This window comes from Chthoniobacter sp. (assembly GCF_040003245.1).
Taxonomy (GTDB): domain Bacteria; phylum Verrucomicrobiota; class Verrucomicrobiia; order Chthoniobacterales; family Chthoniobacteraceae; genus Chthoniobacter.
The window spans coordinates 1-25,042 of record NZ_JBDUCX010000082.1 but is presented as its reverse complement, the minus strand read 5'-3'; the positions used below and the strand labels follow the sequence as shown (position 1 = coordinate 25,042).

Below are 25,042 nucleotides of genomic sequence, written 5' to 3'. Positions count from 1 at the left end.
GCCATTCGAACTGACCACGGGCCGCGAGATCAGGCGAACTTCGGGACTGCGGCGAGGAGCTTCTTCGTGTATTCGTGCTGCGGATTCTCGTAAATCGATTCCGCGGAGGCCGATTCCACGATCTGGCCGCGATACATCACCAGCACGTGATCGCTCATGTGTTCCACCACGGCGAGATCGTGGGCGATGAAGAGATAGGTGAGCCCGAGTTCCTCCTGGAGGTCCTGGAGCAGATTGACGATCTGGGCCTGCACGCTCACGTCGAGCGCGCTCACCGGCTCATCGCAGACGATGAACTTTGGCTTCACTGCGAGAGCGCGGGCGATCCCGATGCGCTGCCGCTGCCCGCCGCTGAACTCGTGCGGATAACGTTCCAGCATCTCGGGCTTGAGGCCGACTTGTTTCATGAGCTCGGCCACCCGCTCGCGCCGGTCGCCGCGGTTCATCTGCGGGAAATGAATCTCCAGCGCCTCGCCAACGATTTGGAGGATGGTGTGGCGTGGATTGAGCGAGCCGAACGGATCCTGAAAGATCATCTGCATCTCGCGCCGCAACGGACGGAACTCGTTTTCCGACAGGGGAAGGATGCTCTGGCCATCGAAAATGATTTCGCCGGACGTGGCGGGGATGAGTTTGAGGATCGTTTTGCCGATGGTCGATTTGCCGCTGCCGCTCTCTCCCACCAGACCGACGGTCGTGCCCGCCTCGACCTCGAAGCTCACGTCGTCGACCGCCTTGATGTCATCAATGTGGCGGCGGAGCACGCCACCGGTGACCGGGAACCAAGTGCGAAGATTGCGAACGGAAAGGAGAGACATGATCAGGAGCGGTGGAGGAAAGCGGTGAGGGGGCTGGTGGCCGAGGCGGTGTCCAGCGGCGCACCGAGGCCGAGGAGAAAGGCTTCGCGCCCCGCTTCGACGGCCATTTTGAACGCCCGCCCCATGCGCGCCGGATCGGCCGCGATGGCGATGGCGGTATTGACGAGCACGGCATTGGCGCCCATCTCCAGCGCTTCCGCCGCCTGGCTGGGCGCGCCGAGGCCGGCATCGACAATGACTGGGACGGTCGCCTGTTCGATGATGATCTCGATCTGCGCCCGCGTTTCGATTCCGCGATTGCTCCCGATCGGCGACCCGAGCGGCATCACCGTCGCCGTGCCGACATCCTGCAAGCGCTTGGCGAGCACCGGGTCGGCATTGATGTAGGGCAGCACGACGAAGCCTTCGCGTACCAATTGCTCCGCCGCCTTGAGCGTCTCGATGGGATCGGGTAGCAGGTAGCGTGGGTCGGGATGAATCTCGAGCTTCACCCACTTCGGCAACCCCGACGCCGCCGCGAGGCGGGCGAGGCGCATGGCTTCCTCGGCATTCATCGCGCCGCTCGTGTTTGGCAGCAGCAGGTATTTCTGTGGATCGATGAATTCGAGGATATTCGCGAAACGGTCACCTTTGCCGGTGAGATCGGCCCGGCGCAGCGCCACCGTCACGATCTCGCAGCCACTCGCTTCCAAGGCGGAAGCCATCGATTCGTTCGAGGAAAATTTGCCCGTGCCGAGGAGGAGGCGGGAGCGAAATTCGCGGCCGGCGATGAGCAGGGGATCGGGCGTACTGGGCATGTCGGCGGCGACCGTAATGGAAGACCGTCGCTATTTCCACCCTGTTACTGGATTCACGACACCTTTCTCAGGACCCGCCGGGCGCGCATCGTCTGCCAGATGGTGAGCAGCAGGGGCAGCCAGGCGACGCTGAACAGGATCGGATAACGCAGGATGGTATTCGCGTAGTTGAAGAAAGGAATGGCGTCGATGGCCTGGCGGGCGGTGTCGTTGTTGGTGTGAGTCGCGTAGGCGTTCTGGCCCACGGCGAAGTCGCGGGCCGCGGCCATGCCGCCCTCGGCGGCGTGCCAGCCCAGCGCGCAAGCGCCGTGGGCGTAGTAGGCGATGGCCAGACCACCGGTCGCGCCCCACAGGCCGAGGGCGATGCCGGCGAAGGCGAATACCCCGAGCGAAGCTCCGCCGATGGCCATGAGGCCGAGGGACGCCCCGCCAATGCTGATGCCGCCCACGGACAAGCCGCCGACCGCCACGAGTACGCCGATGGCCATATCCCCGATGGCGATCCAGCCGACGGCCGGGCGCAGTTTTTCACCATATTGCCGTCCGGTCCGGATATGCACGAGCGGCAGGCCGAGCAATGTCCATGCGCTCTTGTATTCGAAGGTCTTCCACGCTTCCGCGCGCCGGGCGGCGAGCCTGGCATCGGGCTGGGTAGTCCGCTTTTTGACCAGCCGGGAGTGGGCGCGTTTGAAGCGCACAATGAGGATCGCCAGCAACGCGCCGTAAAGGATCGGCACGCCCGCGACCAAGGTGACGGCCAGCCATGTGTAATCATGCCCCAACCGGTTCTGAAACGGAATGGCCAGCCCCCAGAACACGAGAAAACCCAGCACCAGCGCGATCATCTGGGTCGCGTAACCGCGGATCAGCTTCCGTTCCTCGGCGGATTCCGCGCTGTCCAGGCTGGCCTTGATGCCGAACCACGCACCGAGCCCTCCCGCAACTGGCCCGAGCAGTGCACTGCACACGCCGAGCACCCCGATGCCCACGATGGAAACGCCGCTCTTCGCCGCCGCCGTGCCGAGCGTGGCCGCCGCCGCCGAGGTCTTCATCAGCGGCAGTGACGCCAGCACGCCCAGGGTGAAAGCGCGGCCTGGCGTGCTCATCCGCAACGCGCCTTCGACAAAAAGCGCCACCTGTTCCTGCAAAAGCTTGCGACCCCGCGAGAGCCGTTGCTTCGCCGTGTCCTCGGTCAGTTCCAGCGCCGCCGCCACGTGTTCCACCGACTTGCCCTCGCGATAAAAAAGAATGAGCGGCTCGCGATAGTTCTCCGGGATCCGCTCCAGCGAACGCCACAGGATCGCCGCCTCCTCCCGCGAGATCGCTTCTTCCACCGGCCCCCGTGCGGGCTCCTGGTGCTCATCCTCCAGTTCCTCTGCCGCGCATACCGGTTCGCGTCCTTCGCGCCGTCGTGTATTCGCTCCCAGCCGCCGGGCGATGCCGCACAGCCAAGGCCGCAGCTTCTCCGGCTCGCGCAGTTGCCGCAGTTCCTTCCAAGCGGTCAGAAAGACCTCCTGCGCCAGGTCCTCGCTCCGGCTCAGGCTCCCTGTGGCATTGTAAGTGAGCGAACAAACCAGCGTCTGATAGCGCGCCACGATCTCGGCAAACGCCCCAGCCCCTTCCGCCAGGCAGCGCTGGACCAGATCGGCATCGTTGGGGGCTTCGGCGACGGCGGACATGAGACTGGATTGGATCATAGCACCGTCGAAGTGGTCGACGGAGGGGAAAAGGTGACAGGGAATGTTGGGGGCAGTGCTCAGTTCTTAGTGCTCAGTAGAAGGCGGTCCTGAGAGTCGGTGCTGCTCGGGTGGATGAGGTTGATGGGTGCGATTCGGTGCGATTATCTCTGAGAGAAGAGCAACGACACGATCAAAGGCGATTGGGTGCAACCGCGGAGGAGCGCGATTCCCGGAAGGGAAAAGGTGCGCGGCCTGCATCCTCCTGAGAAAATTTGGAGGCTTGAGAAGGCTTGATTCGGCTTGATGCGCGACCGCCGCCGCCAACCTTTCATTTGGTGGCCAAGCCTCGCTTTTTAAAAAACTCGCACCTTAAATCGGCTTAAGGGGGCTTAAGGCACCTTAAATCGGCCTCCTTTCTTCGCCCGGGCGCCTTGACTGAATCCCTCGCGAATGGCTGGCGGGAATTGGCCGGTCCTGCCGTGGAAAATCGTCGGAGTTCATGGCGGGGAAGTATGGCATAACACGGCGCAAAAAGTGCATCGCTCCATTGGCTCCATTGGTTCCATTGCGGAAAATCTTCCCGCGAGGACCAATAAAGCGTCCGACGCATTGGTGGATGCCTCGCGCCCAAACTCCATTTGGGCGCGCACTTGGGAGCGAGATTCCATCTCGCATGGCGGGGGTGCTCTCCGGGCAGGCTTCCTTCGTTTGCTCTATGCGCTCAGCGCCAGGGATCAGACTTCAACACCGGCACCGCTCCCGCCAGCCATTCATGCGCCGACGAATACCGCCAATGTTCCGGCGACGCCGCCATTCCGCGCTTCACCGGGTTATTGTGCACATCCTCCAGCTTTTGCAGCATGATCTCGTCGCTCACGATGGCTTGGGGATGCACGCCCTCCTGCCAGACTTGATGCGCGCTGGCCGTCTTGTGCGCCGCACAGTAGTAGGCCAGTTGATTGAGCAGCCATTCGCGCCGCTCTTCGCGCAGTTGCTTGAGTAGCGCGCCGGCGGTGAAGCGCTTCCAATCGCGGATTGTGTCGGCGAGAGACGGCCCGGCGACGATGGCGTGGAAATGGTTGTCGAGGATCACCCAGGCATGCACCCGGAGCTGCTTATGGACGCGGCAGTGCTCGAGTGAGCGGACGAGAATGTCGCAACAGGCGGCCGTGGTGAAAATCGGGAGCCATATTCGATCACCGTCGCGGTGATGAAGTGTGCGACATCAGGCTCGGTAATGCGGTAGCGGCTGCGCATGCGCAGCAGGATACGGGCAATGGAGTTGCCGGGACAAGTGCGCGCCCAAATGGAGTTTGGGCACGAGCGCACAAGAACGCACAAGCTGCCGCCGCTCGGAGAGCGCCGCTACCGCGCAGGGTCGAAGCCGCGCAACGGGGAAGTTGGGCTTGTTCTTTTGAGGGGGAGGGAACGTCGTCCTCCGCGCCGACTAGGCGGCGGAAGCGGCGGTGGCCGTCTTGCGCTGGGCGGCGGTCTCGGCGAACTTCGCGTTGAATTCCGCGGCGGTGGCCAGGAAGGAGGCCAGGCCCTTGGGGATGCCTTGGTACTCGCGGCCGGTTTTCTTCACCACGCCGGCGGTGACGAGATTCTGCAGCTTCTCGTAGGCGCGGAGGCGCAGCATTTCTTCGCCGCCGCTCGCCGCGTTGCGGGATTTGAGGTTCGCATGGACGACATCGAAGAGCGCTTTGAACTCAAAAGACGCCTTCCCAGTGAGCACGTTGGCCAGCTCCTCAGCTACGCGATCTGGACCCCGACGTGAAAAGCCGTAATTATTCTTCATCCGAATCTATAGCAGGTTTGCAACGAATAGCGAACGGTATTCGCGGCGAGCCCTTTACGGGAGGTTGGCGGCCCTCGTTGGGCGGTATCCTTCAGCGACTAGATGCGAAAGTAGGCGCGGGCGGGACGCCGGCCGAGGGCGAGGTAGGCGGAGATGGCGAGGGAGATGAGGGTTGCGCCGACACCAGAGAGCCAGAGGCGCTGGCCGATCTGGATTTTGAGGAAGAAGAACCAGACGCCGATGGACGGGACGGCGTAGAGGGCGGCGGCGAGGAGGGCGAGAATGCGGGTGGTACGCCAGGCCCACCGGCGGCGGGTGAGGACGCCCCGGAGCAACAGGATAACGACCGGCAGGACGAAGAGGCTGCGGGCGATCTGGCCGTTGTGCCGGACCAGGGAATCGGAAGTCTCAAGGGTGAGCAGGCCGATGAAGGCGATGAGGATGAGGGCGACGAAGAGGATGCTGCGAGGCAGGGCGGCGACGGCGGGCGCAGGGGTGATGGGATGGGTGAGTTCGTGGGGATCGGCATTCATTGTACCGACCAAGTGGTTCGAGAGGGCGGAAAGGTGACAGTTTTTCCGTTCTGCTCGTTGGAGTGATCCTCATTTCCAATGAACGGGAGGCGGCTATAATGGCTCGGAACGCTCCTCCCCCCGCCATGACCCTCTTGCGATTACTTCCCAATTTTGGCAGCAGGCTGATGGCGCTCGGCGCGCTTTTCTTCGCGACCGTTGCGGTTCAGGCCGGGGAGGTGACAGGCCGGGTGGAAGTGGTGCGCATTCCCAAGGCTTCCGAGGTGATGCAGGCGCGGCGTGGTGCGGATGGGACGATTCATGTGCTCTTCGATGCGGCGGATGGTCCGCGGTATGTGAAATCGAGCGACGGCGGGAAGACCTTCAGCGCGCCGCTGGCGCTGGTGGACCAGGCATCGCAGAAACCGGGACTGATCTTTTCCACGTGGGACTTCGCGGTGGGTCCGGATGGGCGGGTGCACGCGGCACTGGGCAATAATGCCTGGAAGTTGAAGCTGCCGCAGGAGGAACGGGGCCTATTTTACGCCACGCTCGCCCCGGGGGCGAAAGCCTTTTCGCCACTGCGGAATCTGAATCATCAGCCGAGTGAAGGTTTCTCGCTGGCCGCGGGCGAGCGCGGTGCCGTGACGGCGAGTTTTCTCGCGGGCAAGATCTACACGATGGCTTCGCGTGACGGGGGCGAAACCTTCAGCAGGAGTGCGGAATTCAATCCTTCGCTCGATCCCTGCAAGTGCTGCACGACGAGCACGACCTACGGGCCGGATGGCCGGTGGGCGCTGCTTTATCGAGAGGAGACGAATAACGAACGCGATATCTATCTGGTGCTGGCGGATCAGCGTGGCGGCCAGCCAACGCGCACGCGGATCAGCAGCACGCCTTGGAAACTGGAAGGTTGTCCGATGACCTATTTCACGATCCGCGGGACCGACCAGGGCTATGTGACCGCATGGCCGACCAAGGGCCAAATCTACTTCGCCCGACTGGACAAGGACGGTGCGGTGCTGCCACCCGGCGAGATCAAAACGCCCGGCACGAACGGGATGCGCACCGGCATCCTCGCCTTGAGCGCGAGCGACGGAGCGACGCTCATCGCCTGGAAAAACCAGAATGTGTTGGGCTGGCAACTCTATGACTCCGCCGGGCAGCCGCAGGGAAGCCCCGGCTCCGCACCGAGCCCGGGCAGTGGGGCTGCCGGTGTGGCGCTGCCGGGTGGGCGGTTCATGTTATTCCCGTAAGCAACAGGTATCGCGATGAAGAGTACGATCCTGCGGGTCTTATTATTAGCGCTTTCGCTTTTACTCACCGGGTGTGTCGACACGGAGCTAAAGGTTGCGAATCACACCGGTGGCGAGATTCAGTTGACGACCCACCACACCCTCAGGACTTACACCATCCCGGCAGGGGCGACACGCCGGGTGCCGCATACCATCGGCACGATCACCATCGCTGCTCCAGGGAATGTGGTGTGGAGCTATGAGGTCGTCGACGTGACGCGCCTCGAGTCCGAGGTGACGAGGGGTGTGCAACGGCTCGTCCTGCCGCTCCAGGTCAACGGAGATGGGACGATCGTCCTGCCGTCGGGTCGCAAGATAAAGCCGAGCGGAAAGATAGTACCGCTGCTTCCGCGCTCATGAGGCCGTAGTGGGCACGTGCCCTTCGGCGCGCATGAACTCAGCGAGGGTGCGGTCGTCGGCGTGGGCGGAATGCGAGAGGGCTTGGTGGACGCCCTGGAGATCGGCGGCGGAGCGATTCTGGCCGAGCTTGAATTTGCCTTCGAGGCGGGTGAGCGGGATTTCGAAAGCGACGATGCCGCGGATCATTTTGTCGAGATACTCGGCAGGAAGCTCGCCGGGCCACGGTTGTTCAAGGGAGGATTCGTAGAAAGAGATCGTTTCGCGGAGGAGCGCGACGATGCGGTCGGGGTCGTCGAAAATGGCGGGAATGCCGTAAGCGTGGACGACGGCGTAGTTCCAGGTCGGGACGGCGGGCGCGGTCTCATACCACGAAGGGGAGATGTAGCCGTGCGGCCCGTGGAAGATGGCGAGTGCTTCGCGGCCCTCGGCGAAATGCTGCCACTGGGGATTGGCCCGCGCCAGGTGCGCGATGAGCGTTCCGTGCTCACCCAAGTCGGGGCGAAAGAGCATCGGGAGGTGGCTGGCAAACGGCGTGGCGCCGTCCTGGGTGATGAGCGTGGCAAAGCTATGCTGGCCCAGGAAAGCGGAGAGCCGGGTTTTGTCCTCAATACGAAAGGCGGAGGGGATATACATCGGAAAGGGGCGCGTAGCTGAGGGCGAGCTCGCCTGCCGGGAGCGCGAGAGATTCCATTTATGCCGTCTCCAGCGGAAAGAAGATGGTGTTGAGGGACTCCAACCCCTCGGCGAAAAAGCGATCGCGCACGGCGCGAACATAGTGGCGCGAGATGGCGTTCCCGGCGGAACGTTTGCCCAGCGAGACTTCATAGGTGCGCGGGAGCAGACCGCCTTTGCCGTGGCGCGCGGCGCAGAGCATGTGCAGCGTCTGGGCGATGCGCCACGGGTCGCCGCTGAGGATGGAGGTTTGCGCCAGCGTGCGGTCGCACAGGTCCAGGTCGATGGCGGACTTCGCGAGGAGGCACAGGCCGCCGTTGACGCGCGACCAGATCTTGATGCCGAGCTCGCCGCGCGCCTCTGCCGCGTTGATGAGGGAGCCTTCCCTGGCGTCTTCGTTGAACCAGCATTCATCCGCGCCGCCTGCCACCCAGTCGAGGATTTCGCGCGGGTAATTGAAGAAGAGCAAATCGCTATCGAAGAGGAGGAAGCGTCCGCCCGGGGTGAAATGCGTCACGTCGAACAGCTTGAGGGCGAGCGGGTGGAGCTTGCGGAAGTCCGCGCAGAAGGGAAAAGCGTGCAGCAGGGGCCCGACCGCCGCGTCCGCTTCACGCCGGTCGATGATCCGGGCGCCGGGGAGGAGTTTTCCGAGAGTCTCGGAGGCTTCCTTGGGTAAAGTGCCGTCGTCGTGAATGAAGATCGGCCAGGCGTGTTCGCTGAATTGCAGCCAGCTCGCGAGCATCCACGCGGCCAGCCGCCAGTCTTTTCCGCTGGTCAGCACGTGGATGGGCGGCGCGCCGGCGATCTCCTTCCCCAACGGCCATGACCAATCCACGATGCGCGGGAGCACCTTGGATGCATGGTAACGGGCGCTACCGCGCCAAAGCCGCCCGGGTGAAATCATGCCCGACTATGACGCTCAAACCGGCGGTCGTGGCAAGCGCGACTTACACATTCCAGTGCCAGCACGTCAGCCGCCAGTCTTCGCCATCGCTCGCCACGGCGCCGGCGTAGCCGGAGGCAGGGCAGAGGTTGCGCGCTCTGAAACTCTGGCTGCGGGAAGGGGAGACGAGACCCACGCCCTCCGCCTTCAAGCAGGCTTCCTTGCGCGTCCACAAGTCGAAAAAGCGCGCGACGCGTTCTTCCGGCGGGGCGGTCCGCAGCTCCCACGCTTCCGTGGGGTCGAAATACTGTTCGACGATCGGCTCGTATTCGATTTCCCGTTCCATCCGCTCCACATCCACGCCGACCTCGCGTCCCCGCGCCACGGCAATGAGGGCGAGATCACCGGAGTGGCTGAGATTGAAGCGGAGGTCGGTGAAGGTCTGGACGAGCACCGGTTTGCCGTGTGGCCCGGCGCGAAATTCGAGCTCTTGCGGATCGACCAAAAGATAGTTGCCGAGCACCATGCGCAGCGCGCCGTGGGCGGCGATGAAGCGCTCCTGGTCCACGGGGCGGGTGAAGCGCCGCGTGCGCAGGATCTCCTCGCGGGAGAGGACGGCTTCCGCCCCGGCGAGACGGCGGGGCTCATCCAGCGTGGCGCGCCAAAGATGGATTTCCCCGGTTTCCAGGCGCGGACGTACGGGACCGGCCGGCCAGGCGGGCAGGGGATGATCTGAAACTGCGGGTGAGGCAGGCACAGTGGTGATCCATAGCACGAGCAGCGCCACTTTACTCCGCATTTTTAGCCAATAGGGAACGGATGCTGCTATTGCAACCGCCACGCTCATAAAGTAGCCTATTTTGAATGTCCCACAGCCTAGGAATCGCCGCTTCTCCAGAGGAATCCCTCTCTCCGCATGAGACAGTCGTGCAGGCTGGGCAGCCTTGGTTTCACGTGGACTGGGGCGAGCTCTGGGACTATCGCGATTTGATCTACCTGCTGGTGCGGCGCGACTTCGTCTCGAAGTACAAGCAGACCGTCCTTGGCCCGGTTTGGTTCATCCTCCAACCGCTGTTGATGACGGCGGTTTTTACGGTCATTTTCGGCGTCGTGGCCAACATTTCGACGGACGGGTTGCCCAAGACGCTCTTCTATTTTTCCGGCATGGTGATGTGGAGTTACTTCGCGCAGAACCTCAATACGGCGACGACGATCTTCACGACGAATGCCTATCTCTTTACGAAAGTGTACTTTCCCCGGCTCGTCGTGCCCCTGGCGACGGCGCTTTCCAATCTGTTCTCTTTCGCCATTCAGTTCGTCACGTTTCTCGCCTTTTATGCCTGGTTCAAGCTCTTCACCGCGGCCGGGGCGGAAATCATGATCCGCCCGGCGGCTCTGCTGCTCCCGCTGGAGTTGATCCATCTCATTGTCCTCAGTCTCGCGGTGTCGCTGTGGATGTCGGCGCTGACGGCGAAATATCGCGATTTCACCCACCTGATGGCGTTCATCGCGCAGATCTGGCTCTATGTCACGCCGGTCGTGATTCCCATCTCGAGCTTTCCCAAGGCCTGGCGGTGGGTACCGGCGGTGAATCCGATGACCGCCCTGGTCGAGTGGTTCCGTTACGCCTTTCTCGGGAGAGGCACTGTCACGCTCCAATCGATCGGGCTTTCGGTCGCGATCACCGTGGTTCTCTTTGTCAGCGGCGTGGCCTTTTATCAGCGCACGGCCCGCACCTTTGCGGACACGGTATGAGCCGCCCGATCATCGAAGTCGAAGCGATTTCCAAGCGGTACCGGCTGGGTGATCTCGATGCCGGCTCGTTTCGCGAAGAGCTCCATCGCCTCTGGGCGCGCGTGCGCGGAAAGACCCCGCCCCGGGCGTCCGCCGACCGCGATTTTTGGGCGTTGCGCGACGTTTCCTTCGAAGTGCAGGCGGGGGACGTCCTCGGCGTAGTCGGTCGCAATGGCGCGGGCAAGAGCACCTTGCTCAAGGTGCTTTCCCGGATCACGGAGCCGACCTCCGGCCGCGCTGTGCTGCGGGGCCGCGTGGCTTCCCTGCTGGAAGTCGGCACCGGCTTTCACCAGGAATTGAGCGGGCGGGAGAACGTCTATTTGAACGGAGCGATTCTCGGCATGCGGCGCGCGGAGATCGACCGGAAGTTCGACGAGATCGTGGCTTTCGCCGAGGTGGAGAAATTCATCGATACGCCGGTGAAACGCTACTCCAGCGGCATGCACGTGCGGCTGGCCTTTGCCGTCGCCGCGCATCTCGAACCGGAGATCCTGCTCATCGACGAAGTGCTCGCCGTGGGCGATGTGGCCTTCCAGAAAAAATGCCTGGGCAAGATGGAAGGGGTCTCGAAGTCGGGGCGCACGGTGCTTTTCGTGAGCCACAACATGAGTGCGGTGGAAACGCTGTGTCCGCGCTCCATCTTCGTCGATCATGGCACCTGCCAGGGCACTGCGCCGTCGGTGGAAATCATCGCGCGATATTTGCAGCAAAACGGTGCGCACGACGGGACGAGTACGCTGGCCATGGAACGGGTGCAGAACGATGGAACCGCCGAGTTTCTGAATTGCCGTATTCGCAACCAGGCCGGCGAGGAAGGGGCGAGCCCGAAGACGAATGAACGCTTCACGTTGCTGATCGGCCTCCGCGTGCACCAACCGGTGCGCTTCCCGGTGTTCGGGCTGGAGATTCGCAACCATATCGGCACGGTGATGACCTTGGTGAATACGACGGAGCAGGGGTATCAATTTCCGCCGATGGAGCCCGGGGATTATGAAGTCGCCATCGCGGTCGGCCCCATTTCCTACCTGCCCGGGCTTTACCGGATCTCGATCAATTTCGAAAATCCCAGCGGTCACTTCTATATCAAGGCCGAAGATGCCATCCATCTCGAGGTCGCGTCGTCGCCGCTCTATGGCACGCTGGAGCTCGATTCGCGGTGGGGGTGCGTCTACACGCCCATTCGCTACGAAATCACCCCCGTTCGGTCGGCGGCACTCGCGGAGGTATGAGTATCTCGGTGGTGGTTCCCACGCTCAACCGCTGGGCGTTCCTCGACGAGTGCCTGGCCAGCCTCGCTGCGCAGACGTTGACCGGTTGGGAAGCTATCATCGTCAATGACGGCTCCAACGAGCCGGATACCATGGGGATACGTGAAAAATGGAGCGACTCCCGCTTTCGTTGGATCGATCATCCGCGCCCCCGGGGGGTGTCCACGGCGAGGAATGCGGGCATCAACATCGCGCGGCATCCCCTCGTCTTCACGCTGGATAACGACGACATGCTCTATCCGCGTTGCCTGGAGCGGCTCCATGCAGCGCTCGAGGATCCCGCGGTCGATTGCGCCTACGGGGATTTCGAATTCTTCGGCTCGGCATCGCACGTCCACTGTTTCGAAGACCTGGAACTGTCCCGGCTGGCGGTGACGCAGTTTATCCCGGCACAGATCCTCATGCGGAAATCGCTTTGGGCCAGGGCGCGCGGCTACGCGGAAGACCCGTGCTTTCTCCCCGGTAATGAGGATTGGGATTTCTGGCTTTCGGCGGCCGAGTGCGGCTTTCGCTACTGCCATCTGCGGGAGACACTTTATCGTTACCGCGTGCATCCCGGCGGCATGAGCAAGACCAATCTCGCCCGCCAGGATTACCGCACCCGCGACGGGATGTATCGGCGGCACCGGAAATTTATCGATCGCCACTCCAGCCGCGAAGAGTTTGTCGGCTCAGGCTATTGGCGCTCGGCCTCCGCTTTTTGCCGGAAGGGCACGATCCTGAAATCCCTGGCCTTGGGATTGCGCGCCTTCGCCGTGCGGCCCGACGTTCTCCTGGCGCGGGATCTCCTCCGGCGCAACCTGATGCAGGCACTGGGAAATCCGTCATGATCGGGCAGGTCATCAACGCGGTGCTCAAGCGATTCGATCGCCGGCTGCAGTGCGCGTCCACGTATCACCTGGTGGAGCAGAAGCGGCTCGCGTTGCAGGAGCTGTTCACGCTGGCGGGTTCGAGCGAGGATGAGCCGGTCACGCTCGAGGGGATTGTCTTCTCTAAGGATCGCCCCACGCAATTGCATGCCCTGCTGGATTCGTATCGCCGCCATGCGGCGGATCCGGTCCCGCTCCATGTCATCTACAAGGCGACGACGAGCGCACACGAGGCCGCCTATCGGGAGGTCTTCGCCTGCTTCGACAGCGCGCTGGTTCGCCCCGTGCCGCAGGGCGTATTCAAGGACGACCTCGTCAAATTGCTTGGCGGCTTGAAATGCTCCCGCATCGTCTTCCTGGTCGATGACATCATCTTCATCGAGCCGTTTGCCTTTGCGGATTTGCTGTCCTTCGATCCGCTCAGATTTATCCCCACTCTCCGACTCGGCTGCGGCCTGACGGAATGCTATACCCGGAGCAAGCCGCAGATCGAGCCACCCTACCTGCCGGGGATCACCACGGATCCGCGCCTGGTTGTCTGGCGGTGGAAAGATGGCGAGCACGATTACGGATTTCCCTTGTCCGTCGATGGCCAGATCTATAGCCGCCGGGAGATAGCCGTTATCGCGAGGTACGGCGAATTTCGCGCGCCGAACACATTCGAAAACGCGCTCCAGGTCTACAACGAGGAATTCGCCGGGCGCTATGCCGTCGCTTACAAAAAAGCCCGCCTGGTCAATGTCCCGCTGAATCGCGTCCAGGAGGAATGGGACAGCCGCCACGCCGGGCTGCACGAGGACAAACTGCTGGAATCCTGGCACCAGGGCTTGCGCTGGGACGTGGCCGCGCTGGATGGTTACCGGAATCGCAGCACCCATGAGGAAGTGGAAGTTCAACTGGTACCGCGATGATGGCTTTCTGTCGGCCCGCCTCCTGCTAATACACTTTATCCAATGACCCCGAGACCCGAACGAAGCATGAGGCAGGAGTATCTTGTTTTTGGCCGGCCTCTGATCGGTGAAGAGGAGATTGCCGAGGTCGTGGCCAGCATGCGTGCGGGCTGGCTCGGAACCGGCCCGAAAGTCGCGGAATTCGAGCGGCGCATGGCGGAATACAAGGGAGTAAAACACGCCGTGGCGGTCAACTCCTGTACCGCCGGGCTGCATCTGAGCTGCGTCGGCCTCGGCATTCAGCCGGGCGATGAAGTCATCACCACCGCCATGACCTTTTGCGCGACGGTCAACGCCGTCGTGCATGCCGGTGCGATCCCGGTGCTCGCGGATATCGATCCCGTTTCCAAGAATATCGATCCCGACGAGATTCGCCGGCGGATCACTCCGCGGACGCGGGCGCTGCTGCCGGTCCACTATGCGGGGCGTGCTTGCGACATGAGCGCGATCATGGCGATTGCCCAAGAGCACAACCTGCTCGTGATCGAGGATTGCGCGCACGCCATCGAGACCGAATGGCACGGCCAAAAAGCCGGCACTTTCGGGAACTGCGGCGTCTTGAGCTTTTACGCCACGAAAAATATCGTCACCGGCGAAGGCGGCATGATCCTCACGAATGACGATGCGGTGGCGGCGCGGATGAAGAATCTCGCCTTGCATGGCCTTTCCAAGGACGCCTGGAAGCGGTTCTCTGACGATGGCTACCGGCATTACGACGTCGTGGAGATCGGCTTCAAATATAACATGATGGATCTCCAGGCCGCGATCGGCATGCACCAGTGCGATCGCATCGAGGCGATGAGCCAACGCCGCCAGGAGCTTTGGCAGCGTTACAACGCCGCCTTTGCGGATTTGCCGATCGGCACACCGGCTCCTCTCGAGCCGAATAGCCGCCACGCCTTGCATCTCTACACGATCGAAGTCGATCCTGCGCGCTGTGGCGTGGAACGCGATGTCTTCATGCAAACGCTCCACCGGCGAAACATCGGCACGGGCGTCCATTATCGCAGCATTCCGGAATACACGGTCTACCAGCAGCGGTACGGCTGGCGGCCCGAGGAGTGGCCTCACGCCGCGTGGGTTGGGAGGAGCACCGTTTCCCTGCCATTTTCCGCGGCGCTCACCGACGAGGACGTGGAGGATGTCATCTTCGAGGTTCGCCGCGCGCTCCGGGCATGAGAGTCCTGCACGTCGTTCAACCTTTCCTGCGCATCTCGGAGAACTGGATCTATCCGCAAGTCATGCGGGTGCCTGGAGTGGAGCCCGGCGTGCTTACCTCGGAGCGGGAGAACGAACCGCAGTTCCCCGCGGAAGGGATTCATTTTATCCACAATCCGCCGCGCTGGAGCCAGGGTGCGGGGCTTCCGCGCTTGTTTAATTCCCTGTGCTTCCGCCTGGGCCGGGGCGCCGTCGTCGCGACCATGGCCGCGCGACGCTGGCAGCCCGATTTGATCCATGCGCATTTCGGACAGAATGGATGGGAGATGCTCGAACTGCGGCGCCAGCTCGGCGTCCCGCTCGTTTGCTCATTCTACGGGATGGACGCCTGGCAGCTTCCGTTCACCCAGCCGCTCTGGATCGAGCGGTATCGCGGGCTCTTCGCGGAAGGTGCGCTGTTCCTCGTGGAAGGCCCCGCCATGCGCGGGCGGTTGGTCGCCATTGGCTGTCCGCCGGAAAAGGTGCGCATCTGCCGCATCGGTGTGCCCGTGGAAAATCTTCCCTTCACGGCGCAGCCGGCCGCCACTCCGCTGCGCATCGTGATGATCGCGCGTTTTGTGGAAAAGAAAGGTTTCGAGGACGGCCTGGCGGCCTGCGCCGCGGCGCGGAAGCTAGGCACGGACCTGACCGTGGAAATCATCGGTGACGGGACGGACGCCGTGGGTCAGCGAATCAAATCGCAACTGCAACTTTTGGCGGCCAGTTCCGAGTTGGAAGGCCGGGTGAAGTTCCATGGCTTTCTCAAGCCCGCGGAAGCGCGAGCGGTCATTTGTGCCAGCGATGTGTTTCTCTGCCCGAGCAAGTTGAGCAGCGATGGCGATGCGGAAGGCGGATCGCCGGTGGCTCTGACGGAGGCGATGGCGCTCGGGTTGCTCTGCATCGGCACGCGCCATTGCGATATCCCGGAAGTCATTCGCGACGGCGAGACCGGGCTGCTGGCGGATTCCGGCGACGTTGCCGGGCTGGCCGCACTCATCGCCCGGGCGTCGGCTGCACCCACCGAAATGCTCGTCCTCCGCCGCCGGGGTCGTGAACACATCGTGGCGAATTTTTCCTCCGCACAACAACTCCAGGACTTGCGGACCGCGTACGATGAACTGCGCGGGCCCGCCGGGCTTCCGCGGACCAGGGGCGTATGATTTTCATTGTTCCGCTCCAGAGCCCGCAGGTGTCGCGCGATTGGGGTCATGTCTCCCGGCTGGCGGTGCGCGGCCTGAGCTCGATCTGCCAGCAGACCAAGGGGGACTTTCGCGTCTTCCTCATCTGCAACGAACCCCCCGCCGGGCTGAAGCCGCATCCCGCGTTGACGGTCATTGCGGAGGACTTTCCGGTGCCATTCGAACGCGGGGCCGCGCGGATGCATGATAAGTGGCGAAAAGTCAAACGAGGGCTCATCGTGGCGCGGGATTTTGCACCCGCGCATTATATGTGCGTCGACGCGGACGATTGCGTCCACCGGGACCTGGCGGCGTTCGCCGATGCGCGTCCGCACGAGATGGGATGGTTCATGGAGACGGGTTACATGCACGACGAAGGCAGCCGCTGGCTCTTCCGGCGGGCTCAATTTGAGGCGACGTGCGGGAGTTCCTCCATCGTCCGTTGTGAGCTCGCTGATCTGCCGTCCTCGATGGAAGACGATGACGAACAGTTTCCCATTCTGCGCTTCGGCCACAGCGCGATTCGCGCCGGCATGATCGAACTCGGGCGACCGCTCGCGGAGTTGCCCTTCATCGGCGCGATCTACAATACCGGGACCGGGGAAAATGACAGCGAAGTCGCGGTGCGAAGCTGGCGCGGAGCGAGGATGTTGCTGCAAAAAATCACGAAATCCCGCCTGCTGACCACTGCGGTTCGCGAGCAATTCGGACTGTACGAGTTGGAATCGTGAGCGCTGCTGGAAACAGCCGCGAGTGACCGCTCATTTGCGGGTCTCGGTTTGCGCCAGGATCCGGCCGATTTCTTCGCCGATGATGTTGAGGTGGGAGGTCCGCGCGACGCAGCTATCGTGCTCGCCGGGGACGAGCACGAGTTCGACATCATTGCAGACGTCCGTCCAGCCATCGGCTGGCCCTTGGGCCGAACCGCTTTTTTCATCCTGCGGCCAGAGGAGAACGACCCGGCCACCGAAACGCTGCGGCACATAGCCAAAGAATGCTTCGTAGTAGGCCCTGCCCTTGGCCTCGTTCTGATCCGTCTTCTGGACGTGATCGGTGGGTCCTTCTTCGCTCGCCGGAAGTGCGGCCGCTTTTCGGCCGAAGATGCGTCGCACGATGCGCGCCAGCTTGTTGCGGACGCGCCGGAGTTGCTCGGCCGGAGGGTGGGTGACCAGGTCTGCGACCGCGCGGGCATAGTGCACCTTGACCCCTCGCAGAAAATGGAACTTATCTCTCCAGCGCAAAAACCTTCGCTGTTTCGTCACGGCGTCTTCCGAAAGTAACTTGCTGACCACGTCGACCAGTCGCTTGACCCCACGGCAATGGGCATTGGTCCCGTTGGCAAAGAGCATGATCACGAGCGGAGGCTCACAGCCCGCCGCTTCCAACTGGCGCGCCGTCTCGTAAGCCACCAAGGCCCCATTGCAGTAACCGCCCAGGATATAGGGTCCTTCCGGCTGGATCTTGCGCAGATCCTGCACCTTGAGCGCCGCCATGTCTTCGATGGTCGTGGGAATGGGATCGCCATTGAGACCGGCGGGGTGCATCGCGTAAAAGGGCCGGTCTTCGCCAATCTGTTGCGCCAGCGTTCGGCAGAAGAAGCCGCCGCCATTGAAGTCCCCGTGCAGGAAAAAGAATGGCGCTTTGGTTCCTTTTTCGTTCAGCAGCACCCACGGACTTTCCGCCGCCTGCAACGCCTGCCGGTCCTTCATCAGCAGGGACAGGTGTTCGATCGTGGATCCGCGGAAAAATGCGCCAAAAGGTACGCGGACACCGAGCTTTTCCTGGACTGTGGCCAGCATGCGCGCGACCAGCAGGGAATGGCCGCCGAGGGCAAAAAAATCGTCATGAATGCCGATCGGATGATGGCGAAGCAGTTCTTCCCAAATCTCGGCGAGCTGACTCTGCACGGAATTTTGCGGGGGTGCATAGTCCGGGGCGACGGGTGGCCCGGATTCCGGGGCCGCGCTTGGAGACGGAGGCAGAAGTGCCGGAATGGGGAATTCGACAACCTGCCGCTTCGGATCCCGGCCGATCTCGTCGAGCAACTGGAGGAAATGACCGGCCAATTCGCCGATGGTCGCCGCGGAAAAGAGGTCCGTGCAATATTGAAACCAGCCGCGCACTGAGCCATCCGCCTGCTCGTAAAGATGGAGGGCGAGATCGACTTGCGTGGCGCGGGACTCGAAGTCGAAGGGAGTGATGGCCAGATCTCCGAGGCGGGCGCGGTCCGCAGGAAGGACCTGGAGAAGGACCTGAAAAACCGGGTTATGGCTCGGGTTATGGTGCGACCTGAGATCCTTCACCAGCATCTCGAAGGGAATATCCTTGTTGGACAGGGCATCGAGAGCGACTTCCTTGTTGCGTCGCAGGAGTTCGAGAAAGGATGGGGTCCCGTTTTGGCGGCAGCGCAAGGCAACGACATTCACAAAATTGCCGATCGACCGGTTCACCTCGGGGACAGAGCGATTGGCGATGGGAGTTCCAATCACGATTTCTTCCGCTTGGGCGTAGCGGGAGAGGATCATCTGGAGCGCCGTGAGAATCGTCACGAAAAACGTGCATCCCTCCTGCGCGGCGAGGGTCGTCAAAGTGGCGACCAGCGGCCCGGGCAGGGAAAGAGGGACGCTGGATCCGGCGAACGACTGCCGGGGGGGGCGCGGTTTTTCGGCGGCAAATTCCAGGAGGGGCAACTCTCCCTCCAATTGGCGCCGCCAATACTCCAGTTGCGGCGCATAACCAGGCTTTGCCAGTTCGGTCTTTTGCCACGCCGAAAAGTCCGCGTATTGGACGGTCAACTCGGGCAAGCGCGCAGGGACGCCGGCCAGCGCAGCGCGATAGAGAGCGTGCAATTCGTCGAACATCAAGCTGACCGAAACGCCGTCACTGACGATATGATGCGCGTTGACCACGAGGACGTGATCATCAGGGCCGAGTTCGAAGAGGGAAACCCGGAGCAGGGGAAGGGCACGGAGATCAAAGGGTTTGACCGCTTCCTGGGCGACGAGGTCCTTGGTTTTTTGCTCACGCTCGTCGAGCGTCTCCTGGTCGAGGCGGATGATATTGATGCGAATCTGTCCCTCAGGATGCACCTCCTGAATGGCGTCTCCCTGGGATTCCGGGAACGTCGTCCGCCACACTTCGTGACGCCGGACGATTTGATGAAAGCTTTCCTCGAGGAGGGCGACATTGAGCGGGCCCATGAGGCGATAGGCGACCGGGATGTTATAGGCCGGGTTGCCGGGGGTCATCTGGTCGATGACCCAAAGCTGATGCTGGGCGAAGGACAGAGGCGCCGGCTCCTGCGGGGAACGTGGAGGCACCTGGTTGACTCGTTTGGCCGGCGCGGCGATGCCCTTCAAGCGTTGCGCGAGCAACCTTTGCTTTTCCGCCGAGAGTGCTGCGGGCTTATCCATCGGAGCGGCCTGTCTGGTATGTCGGACGGCGGAAGACATCGCGCATGTTACTGAGACTCATGGGTCATCAGCGCACCGACTTCATCGTCGGTGAGCTGGGCAATGTCGTGGACCAGTTTTTCGTGAATGAGGAAACTGAGCTGAGCGACGGTCGGCGCCGCAAAAAAGTCGCGCAAAGTGATGTCGACTTCATACAGGCCGCGGAGCTTGGTGACAAGTTGCAAGGCGAGCAGGGAATTGCCACCGAGGTCGAAGAAACTTTCCTCGCGCGCAATGTCCGCGACGCCGAGAGTCTCACTCCAGATATCCGCGAGCATTTTTTCCAAATCGCTGCCGGGCAGCGCGGCCAGTTCTGCGGATGACGGGGCGTCGTCGCTGGTCGCGCCTGTTCTCGTCGTTGACTCCGGGATTTCTTGCGGGCTGACAATGACTTGTGGCAAGCCGGCGTGCAGCGCACGGCGGAAACATTCCAGGCCGTCTTCCGTGCGGATGGCAATCTTCAGCGCCGCTACTTTCCAGTCCGGCATTTCCGCGGAAGGATCGGACTCCGCGAGGATGCCGACCTCCCGCCAGCCTGGCCAATTGATGGCGAGAGCGTGAGTGCCGGGGCGCTGCCGGGAGGCAAAATGGGCGAACGCGTCCAGGTAGGCGTTGGCGGCAGCGTAGTCGATCTGTCCCGCTGGCGCGAGGAAGGAGGCCGTGGAGGAAAACAAGACGAGAAAATCCAGCGCCAGCTTTTCCGAGCACTCGTAAAGGATCTTGCTGCCCTTCAACTTGGGCGCCAACACGGCCTCGGCGGTTTCGCGCTTCTTACTGCTGATGAGTCCGTCGTCGACGATGCCGGCGGTATGGATGACGCCGTGAATCGTTTGATGGCGATCCACCGTGCGCGCGAAGACCTGCTGCATCTGCTCCCGGTCGGTAACATCCGCCACGCACACTTCCACTTCGGCTCCCATGGCTTCCATCGCGAGCAGGCGCTGAATGATCGCGCCTGTAGAGGTGGCGGCATTCGCCAACTCCTGCCATTTCGACTTCTCCGGGAAGGGCGACTTTTTGGTAAGCACCAGCCTCGCCTGGCAGGCCTGCGCAAGATATCCGGCAATCTCCAATCCAATCCCGCCCGTGCCGCCGGTGATGAGATAGACGCCGCGCTCTCGCAAAGCCGGTGCTTCCGCGGCCGGGAGCGGCACGGAAGCGAACTTTCGTTTCCAGCGGTAGGCGCCCCGAAAGGCAATGACGTCGCCGCTCACGGGTTGGGAAAACTCGCTCAGGATGCGCAGACAGTTTGCCTCGGGCAATTCCTCTCGCCCGAGTGGCTGCGAGAGATCGAGGTTGAAACAGGTGGCGTTGGGAAATTCCTTGGGCACGACACCGCACGGTCCCAAGACGGTCGCCATCGCGGGAGAAAGGCTTTCCTCGCCGGTGACCTCGTGGATCTGGGAAGTCACGACGCCGATCGTGACCGGAATGGAAATGTTCAGTTCGCCAATGGCCTGGGCGATGGAGAGAAGACTGAAGAAGCCAGAGTCCTGCTCCTCGCTTCCCGCGGCGCCACCGAGATGCACGATATGAATCTTGCGGTGCAATTGACCGCTAATTTCGCGGAATAACTGGCCGTATTCAGTCCCGCCAAGAGGGACAACGCGGACGGTACCGCCCGTCGATGAGAGGCAACGCCGGAAAGGCTCCGCGTGCTGGGGCTGCTCGGCGAACACCAGCCACAAGCATCCTTCGTCACTCGCAGGCGGCGCGAATCGTGAGGGAAGGAGGGCGCGTTCCCAGGATGGCACGTAGAACCAGTGATCGATGCCGGGAGGAGCCGTGAAGTTTTCCGAGGATTCAGCGCGAACCGCGGGCACCGCTGGGCTGAGCCAGTAATCCTGATGCTCAAAGGGATAGGTCGGCAGGGAAATCTTCCGGCGCGGGTTGGCCCCGGGCAACTCCTCCCAGCGAATCTCCGCCCCCGCCAGCCAGAGCCGGCCCGCCGAATTCAGCAGCACTTCCACATCCGACTGGTTCTCGTAATCATGACGGAGCGACGCGATCGCCACTGGATTGGCCGCGGCATTCTTGTCGGGATGCTGCATGGCCAAAACGCCCAGCGTCTTGCCGGGTCCGGCCTCGAGCAGCGTCACGTGCCCGGTCTGCCACATCGTGCGCAAGCCGTCGGCGAATCGCGCCGGGTGGTTTAAGTGACGCGACCAATACGCCGGGTCGACGGCCTCGGCCGCGGTGATCCATTGCCCGGTGACGTTGGAGATGAAAGGGATCTGCGGCGCTTTCCGGGTCACCTTTCGCACGTCCTGCTCAAACGCGCCGACGATCGAGTCCAGCATGCGCGAATGAAAGGCGTGTGTATTTTTGACGGGCCGGAAAATGACGTTCCGCGCCTCCAGTTGGCGCGTGAAGTCTTCGACCTCGGGCGGCGGGCCGGCGACGACGCAAAGGCTCGGCCCATTGATCAAGCAGATCGAAAGGGTTTTCGGCAGGAGCGGCAGGAGTTCGTTTTCCGAGAGATTCACCGCGAGCATCCGCGCGGGCGGCAACGCTTCAACCAGTTGCGTGCGGCGCACGATGAGGTGAAGCGAATCTTCCAGCGAAAACGTCCCGGCCAGACAGGCGGCCACATACTCGCCCATGCTGTGACCGACGAGGCCTTGCGGCGTGATGCCCAGCGACATCCACAAGCGGGCAAGGGCATACTCGATGGCGAAGAGCGCCGGCTGGAGCCGGGTCACGTTGTTGAGTTGCCGGGTGTCGTCGTCCTCGGGTGGAGCGGCTGCGCCCCCGAGCATTTTTTTCAAGTCGATGCCGCGCGGCTTGGCCGCGGTATTCCAATCCCGATTCCGTGGATAAAGAATCTCGCGGATATCGAGCCCGAGACGGGGCTGAAGAATAGCCGCACAATCATCCACCGCGCGACGGAAGGCGGGGAAGGCCGCGTAAAGTTCCCGGCCCATGCCGACGTAATGATCGCCGACCCCGGGAAGCAACAACATCACCGGCGCCGCACCGCTCGCGGGCGCACGGCCCACGTTCAATCGTCCCGGTTTGGCAGCGAGGCTCGCCAGCGCGGAGGCCGGGTCCGCGGCCACCACGAAGCGGCGATGTTCCATGGCCCGGCGGCCGGTCTGCAAAGTGAATGCGGCGTCGTCGAGCGAAGTAGTGGAATTCGATTCGAGGAACGCGTGGAGATTTTGCGCCATCGCCGCCAGGGCTGGTTCGGTGCGCGCGGAAAGCACGAGGAGTTTCGGGGGAGGGGATGGCTTCGCTGGTGACGTGCCCGGAGCTTCCTCAAGAATAACGTGGGCATTGGTCCCTCCCATGCCGGTCGCCACCACACCCGCGCGCCGCGGCCCCGCCGGGGAATTCCAGGCCGTGAGTTTCGTGTTCACGAAGAAGGGCGACGACGCGAAATCGATCTCCGGATTCGGTGCGGAGTAGTGCAGGCTGGGCGGAATCTCGCGGTGCCGGAGGGAGAGGACGGTTTTGATCAAGCCCGCCATGCCCGCGGCCACATCGAGGTGCCCGACGTTCGTCTTGACCGAACCGATGGCGCAAAAGCCATTCCGCTGGGTCGACATGCGGAAAGCTTTGGTCAGGGCGCGAATCTCGATGGGATCGCCGACCGGCGTGCCCGAGCCATGCGCCTCGACGTAACTGATGCTGTCGGCGTCGACGTCGGCACTGGCCAGCGCCTCAATGGCCGCGTCGGCCTGCCCGTTTACGCTGGGCGCGGTGTAGCCGGCCTTCTCCGCGCCATCGTTATTGATCGCGGAACCTTTGATGACCGCATGAATCGTATCGCCCGCCGCAAGGGCATCGGCGAGGCGTTTGAGCACGAGCACGCCGCCGCCGCTGCCGAAGACCGTGCCGTCCGCCTGCGCATCAAAAGCGCGGACGTGTCCCGAGGGCGAAGACACGCCACCGGCATCGGCGAAATATCCGGCGCGATGCGGCGCGCGTACCGAGATGGCTCCCGCCAGCGCGACGTCGCACTCGGCCATGAGCAGGCTCTGGCAGGCGAAATGCACGGCCACCAGCGACGTGGAGCAGGCGGTTTGCAAGGTCACGCCGGGCCCTTTGAGATTCAACTTGTACGACAGGCGCGTGGTGAGGAAATCCTTGTCGTTGACGATGAGCGTCGGGATGTAGTCCGTGGCGAATTGCCCGCCCAGTCTCGCATGCGTGAAGTAGGTATTCATCGCCGCACCGGCGAAGGCGCCGATGCGTCCCGGAAAGCGCAGCGAATCGCAGCCCGCGTCTTCCAGCGCCTCGAAGGCGAGCTCGAGGAGAATGCGATGCTGCGGATCCATCGTGCGGGCCTCATTGGGCGTGTAGCCAAAGAGCGCCGCATCGAAGCCGCCGGGTTCGTCCAGCACCGGCGAGGCTTTCACATAGTGGGGCGTGGTCAGATGCGCGGGCGGCACACCCGCAAGTAGCATCTCGTCGTCGGTCAGCCGCGTGATCGATTCCACTCCACTCGCCAGATTGCGCCAGAACTCCGTGGCATTCCGCGCGCCCGGGAAACGGCACGCCAGCCCGATGATGGCGATGTCTGGGCTATCCTCCGGGTCGCTCATTTTTTAGCGATGTTTGGCTCCGGTAGCGCCTTGCGGTCCGCCTTCCCCGTGGGTGTGAGCGGAATCTCGTCGATGGATTGAAAATGACTCGGCACCATGTACTCCGGCAGCCGCTCTTTCAGGTAAGCTTTCAAGGCGCCAGAATCCACCGGCCCGCGTTCGACGATAAAGGCGATGAGCAGGATCACGCTCTCGGAATACTTCTTCACAATGACGATGCAATCGCGCACGTCCGGAAATTCCCGCATGGTGTTTTCGATTTCACCGAGCTCAATGCGCAGGCCGCGGATCTTCACCTGGTGGTCCTCGCGCCCGAGGTACTCGATGTTCCCATCGGGCAGCCAGCGGGCCACGTCCCCCGTCCGGTAAATCCGCTCACCGGGTTGCAGCGGGTTGTCGGTGAATTTCTCCGCGGTCAGCGCGGCGTTGTTGAGATAGCCGCGGGCCAGCCCGATGCCCGCGATGCACAGCTCGCCCGGCTCCTCGATGGGTGCGGCCTGCCCGTCTTTGATGACGTACATGCGCGTGTTATGAATTGGGCGGCCAATCGGCACGCGCTCGATGTTATCATCCGTCGGGCAATCGTACCACGTAACATCGACCGTGGCTTCGGTCGGGCCGTAAAGATTGGTCAAGCGCGCTCCGGCGGGAGCGAGGAGTTGGTTGAACTTGCGAGCGTGCGCCGGCATGAGGGCTTCGCCGCTGGCGAAGACCCGGCGGAGCGAGGAGAGCTTGGCGAACGTCGCTGCGTCGCGGCCATCGAGATACTGGAGGAAGACATTCAACATCGACGGCACGAAGTGCATGACGGTCACTTTGTGCAGCCGGATCGCCTCGATCAGGAACATGGGAACCTTCTCCCCGCCGGGCCGGAGGAAGCAGACCGTCGCCCCGGTCATCGCCCACCAGAAAAGCTCCCACACGGACACGTCGAAATAGTAAGGTGTCTTTTGCAGGATCACATCCCCCGGGG

General features: G+C 62.7%; 21 protein-coding genes. 9 read left to right on the top strand and 12 right to left on the bottom strand.

Annotated features, from left to right (window positions below):
• Positions 1–29: 29 nt before the first annotated feature.
• From ABJF10_RS13255 to ABJF10_RS13230, 6 genes are all read right to left on the bottom strand, one after another.
• On the bottom strand, positions 30–818 hold the full coding sequence (locus ABJF10_RS13255) for an ATP-binding cassette domain-containing protein (RefSeq protein WP_348545058.1): 789 nt from the start codon (positions 816–818) through the stop codon (positions 30–32).
• A 2-nt stretch (positions 819–820) separates the two neighbouring features.
• Complete coding sequence (locus ABJF10_RS13250) at positions 821–1,615, bottom strand: thiazole synthase (protein ID WP_348545057.1); 795 nt, start codon at positions 1,613–1,615, stop codon at positions 821–823.
• Positions 1,616–1,668: 53 nt separating this feature from the next.
• Complete coding sequence (locus ABJF10_RS13245; RefSeq protein WP_348545056.1) at positions 1,669–3,294, bottom strand: sigma-70 family RNA polymerase sigma factor; 1,626 nt, start codon at positions 3,292–3,294, stop codon at positions 1,669–1,671.
• Positions 3,295–4,015: 721 nt separating this feature from the next.
• The gene (locus ABJF10_RS13240) at positions 4,016–4,399 is read right to left on the bottom strand and encodes a transposase (protein WP_348545055.1); all 384 of its coding nucleotides are present in this window, start codon (positions 4,397–4,399) and stop codon (positions 4,016–4,018) included.
• Between the two features lie 342 nt (positions 4,400–4,741).
• Complete coding sequence (locus ABJF10_RS13235; protein WP_348545054.1) at positions 4,742–5,092, bottom strand: hypothetical protein; 351 nt, start codon at positions 5,090–5,092, stop codon at positions 4,742–4,744.
• A gap of 98 nt (positions 5,093–5,190) precedes the next feature.
• Complete coding sequence (locus ABJF10_RS13230; RefSeq protein ID WP_348545053.1) at positions 5,191–5,625, bottom strand: hypothetical protein; 435 nt, start codon at positions 5,623–5,625, stop codon at positions 5,191–5,193.
• A 125-nt stretch (positions 5,626–5,750) separates the two neighbouring features.
• Between ABJF10_RS13230 and ABJF10_RS13225 the strand changes: the two genes are divergently transcribed.
• Together ABJF10_RS13225 and ABJF10_RS13220 are read left to right on the top strand one after the other, a co-directional pair.
• Entirely contained in the window at positions 5,751–6,860 is a 1,110-nt protein-coding gene (locus ABJF10_RS13225; RefSeq protein WP_348545052.1) for a hypothetical protein, read from the top strand.
• Between the two features lie 15 nt (positions 6,861–6,875).
• Positions 6,876–7,259 carry a hypothetical protein gene (locus tag ABJF10_RS13220; RefSeq protein WP_348545051.1) on the top strand — a complete coding sequence of 128 codons (384 nt, stop codon included), beginning with the start codon at positions 6,876–6,878 and terminating at the stop codon, positions 7,257–7,259.
• Here ABJF10_RS13220 and ABJF10_RS13215 read toward each other — a convergent pair.
• From ABJF10_RS13215 to ABJF10_RS13205, 3 genes are all read right to left on the bottom strand, one after another.
• Positions 7,254–7,892: an FMN-binding negative transcriptional regulator gene (locus ABJF10_RS13215; RefSeq protein WP_348545050.1), complete on the bottom strand. Its 639-nt coding sequence runs from the start codon at positions 7,890–7,892 to the stop codon at positions 7,254–7,256. The two genes, ABJF10_RS13220 and ABJF10_RS13215, sit on opposite strands and share 6 nt — an antisense overlap.
• A gap of 58 nt (positions 7,893–7,950) precedes the next feature.
• Complete coding sequence (locus ABJF10_RS13210) at positions 7,951–8,781, bottom strand: hypothetical protein (RefSeq protein ID WP_348545049.1); 831 nt, start codon at positions 8,779–8,781, stop codon at positions 7,951–7,953.
• 97 nt (positions 8,782–8,878) lie between these two features.
• Positions 8,879–9,571, bottom strand: coding sequence for a 4'-phosphopantetheinyl transferase superfamily protein (locus tag ABJF10_RS13205; RefSeq protein WP_348545048.1), 693 nt, complete (start codon positions 9,569–9,571; stop codon positions 8,879–8,881).
• Positions 9,572–9,678: 107 nt separating this feature from the next.
• On the opposite strand from ABJF10_RS13205, the gene ABJF10_RS13200 reads away from it, so the two are divergent.
• Genes ABJF10_RS13200 through ABJF10_RS13170 form a run of 7 tightly spaced genes read left to right on the top strand, consistent with a single transcriptional unit; the run spans position 9,679 to position 16,801 of the window.
• A complete protein-coding gene (locus tag ABJF10_RS13200) occupies positions 9,679–10,569 on the top strand; it encodes an ABC transporter permease (RefSeq protein WP_348545047.1) in 891 nt (296 codons plus the stop codon).
• Positions 10,566–11,837 carry an ABC transporter ATP-binding protein gene (locus tag ABJF10_RS13195; RefSeq protein WP_348545046.1) on the top strand — a complete coding sequence of 424 codons (1,272 nt, stop codon included), beginning with the start codon at positions 10,566–10,568 and terminating at the stop codon, positions 11,835–11,837. The genes ABJF10_RS13200 and ABJF10_RS13195 overlap by 4 nt, the downstream gene beginning before the upstream one ends.
• On the top strand, positions 11,834–12,706 hold the full coding sequence (locus ABJF10_RS13190) for a glycosyltransferase family 2 protein (protein ID WP_348545045.1): 873 nt from the start codon (positions 11,834–11,836) through the stop codon (positions 12,704–12,706). Before ABJF10_RS13195 ends, ABJF10_RS13190 begins: the two co-directional genes overlap by 4 nt.
• Positions 12,703–13,656, top strand: coding sequence for a hypothetical protein (locus tag ABJF10_RS13185; RefSeq protein ID WP_348545044.1), 954 nt, complete (start codon positions 12,703–12,705; stop codon positions 13,654–13,656). Before ABJF10_RS13190 ends, ABJF10_RS13185 begins: the two co-directional genes overlap by 4 nt.
• A gap of 42 nt (positions 13,657–13,698) precedes the next feature.
• Positions 13,699–14,874, top strand: a complete 1,176-nt coding sequence (locus ABJF10_RS13180) for a DegT/DnrJ/EryC1/StrS aminotransferase family protein (protein ID WP_348545043.1) — start codon at positions 13,699–13,701, stop codon at positions 14,872–14,874.
• Positions 14,871–16,052 (top strand): glycosyltransferase, encoded by a 1,182-nt coding sequence (locus tag ABJF10_RS13175; RefSeq protein ID WP_348545042.1) that lies wholly within the window; start codon positions 14,871–14,873, stop codon positions 16,050–16,052. The genes ABJF10_RS13180 and ABJF10_RS13175 overlap by 4 nt, the downstream gene beginning before the upstream one ends.
• Positions 16,049–16,801, top strand: coding sequence for a hypothetical protein (locus tag ABJF10_RS13170; protein WP_348545041.1), 753 nt, complete (start codon positions 16,049–16,051; stop codon positions 16,799–16,801). The genes ABJF10_RS13175 and ABJF10_RS13170 overlap by 4 nt, the downstream gene beginning before the upstream one ends.
• Positions 16,802–16,831: 30 nt before the next feature.
• Here ABJF10_RS13170 and ABJF10_RS13165 read toward each other — a convergent pair whose 3' ends face one another.
• The 3 genes from ABJF10_RS13165 to ABJF10_RS13155 form a co-directional block, all read right to left on the bottom strand.
• Positions 16,832–19,483, bottom strand: a complete 2,652-nt coding sequence (locus ABJF10_RS13165; RefSeq protein ID WP_348545040.1) for a condensation domain-containing protein — start codon at positions 19,481–19,483, stop codon at positions 16,832–16,834.
• A gap of 47 nt (positions 19,484–19,530) precedes the next feature.
• Entirely contained in the window at positions 19,531–24,069 is a 4,539-nt protein-coding gene (locus ABJF10_RS13160) for an SDR family NAD(P)-dependent oxidoreductase (protein ID WP_348545039.1), read from the bottom strand.
• Positions 24,066–25,042, bottom strand: a 977-nt coding sequence (locus ABJF10_RS13155; RefSeq protein WP_348545038.1) for an amino acid adenylation domain-containing protein, incomplete at its 5' end; no start/stop codon positions are given. The genes ABJF10_RS13160 and ABJF10_RS13155, both read right to left, overlap by 4 nt.

Excerpts from the sequence above, each read along its gene's own strand:
- ABJF10_RS13255 (WP_348545058.1), bottom strand. The coding sequence starts at position 818 with ATGTCTCTCCTTTCCGTTCGCAATCTTCGCACTTGGTTCCCGGTCACC.
- ABJF10_RS13250 (WP_348545057.1), bottom strand. The coding sequence starts at position 1,615 with ATGCCCAGTACGCCCGATCCCCTGCTCATCGCCGGCCGCGAATTTCGC.
- ABJF10_RS13245 (WP_348545056.1), bottom strand. The coding sequence starts at position 3,294 with ATGTCCGCCGTCGCCGAAGCCCCCAACGATGCCGATCTGGTCCAGCGC.
- ABJF10_RS13235 (WP_348545054.1), bottom strand. The coding sequence starts at position 5,092 with ATGAAGAATAATTACGGCTTTTCACGTCGGGGTCCAGATCGCGTAGCT.
- ABJF10_RS13230 (WP_348545053.1), bottom strand. The coding sequence starts at position 5,625 with ATGAATGCCGATCCCCACGAACTCACCCATCCCATCACCCCTGCGCCC.
- ABJF10_RS13225 (WP_348545052.1), top strand. The coding sequence starts at position 5,751 with ATGACCCTCTTGCGATTACTTCCCAATTTTGGCAGCAGGCTGATGGCG.
- ABJF10_RS13220 (WP_348545051.1), top strand. The coding sequence starts at position 6,876 with ATGAAGAGTACGATCCTGCGGGTCTTATTATTAGCGCTTTCGCTTTTA.
- ABJF10_RS13215 (WP_348545050.1), bottom strand. The coding sequence starts at position 7,892 with ATGTATATCCCCTCCGCCTTTCGTATTGAGGACAAAACCCGGCTCTCC.
- ABJF10_RS13200 (WP_348545047.1), top strand. The coding sequence starts at position 9,679 with ATGTCCCACAGCCTAGGAATCGCCGCTTCTCCAGAGGAATCCCTCTCT.
- ABJF10_RS13195 (WP_348545046.1), top strand. The coding sequence starts at position 10,566 with ATGAGCCGCCCGATCATCGAAGTCGAAGCGATTTCCAAGCGGTACCGG.
- ABJF10_RS13190 (WP_348545045.1), top strand. The coding sequence starts at position 11,834 with ATGAGTATCTCGGTGGTGGTTCCCACGCTCAACCGCTGGGCGTTCCTC.
- ABJF10_RS13185 (WP_348545044.1), top strand. The coding sequence starts at position 12,703 with ATGATCGGGCAGGTCATCAACGCGGTGCTCAAGCGATTCGATCGCCGG.
- ABJF10_RS13180 (WP_348545043.1), top strand. The coding sequence starts at position 13,699 with ATGACCCCGAGACCCGAACGAAGCATGAGGCAGGAGTATCTTGTTTTT.
- ABJF10_RS13175 (WP_348545042.1), top strand. The coding sequence starts at position 14,871 with ATGAGAGTCCTGCACGTCGTTCAACCTTTCCTGCGCATCTCGGAGAAC.
- ABJF10_RS13170 (WP_348545041.1), top strand. The coding sequence starts at position 16,049 with ATGATTTTCATTGTTCCGCTCCAGAGCCCGCAGGTGTCGCGCGATTGG.
- ABJF10_RS13165 (WP_348545040.1), bottom strand. The coding sequence starts at position 19,483 with ATGGATAAGCCCGCAGCACTCTCGGCGGAAAAGCAAAGGTTGCTCGCG.
- ABJF10_RS13160 (WP_348545039.1), bottom strand. The coding sequence starts at position 24,069 with ATGAGCGACCCGGAGGATAGCCCAGACATCGCCATCATCGGGCTGGCG.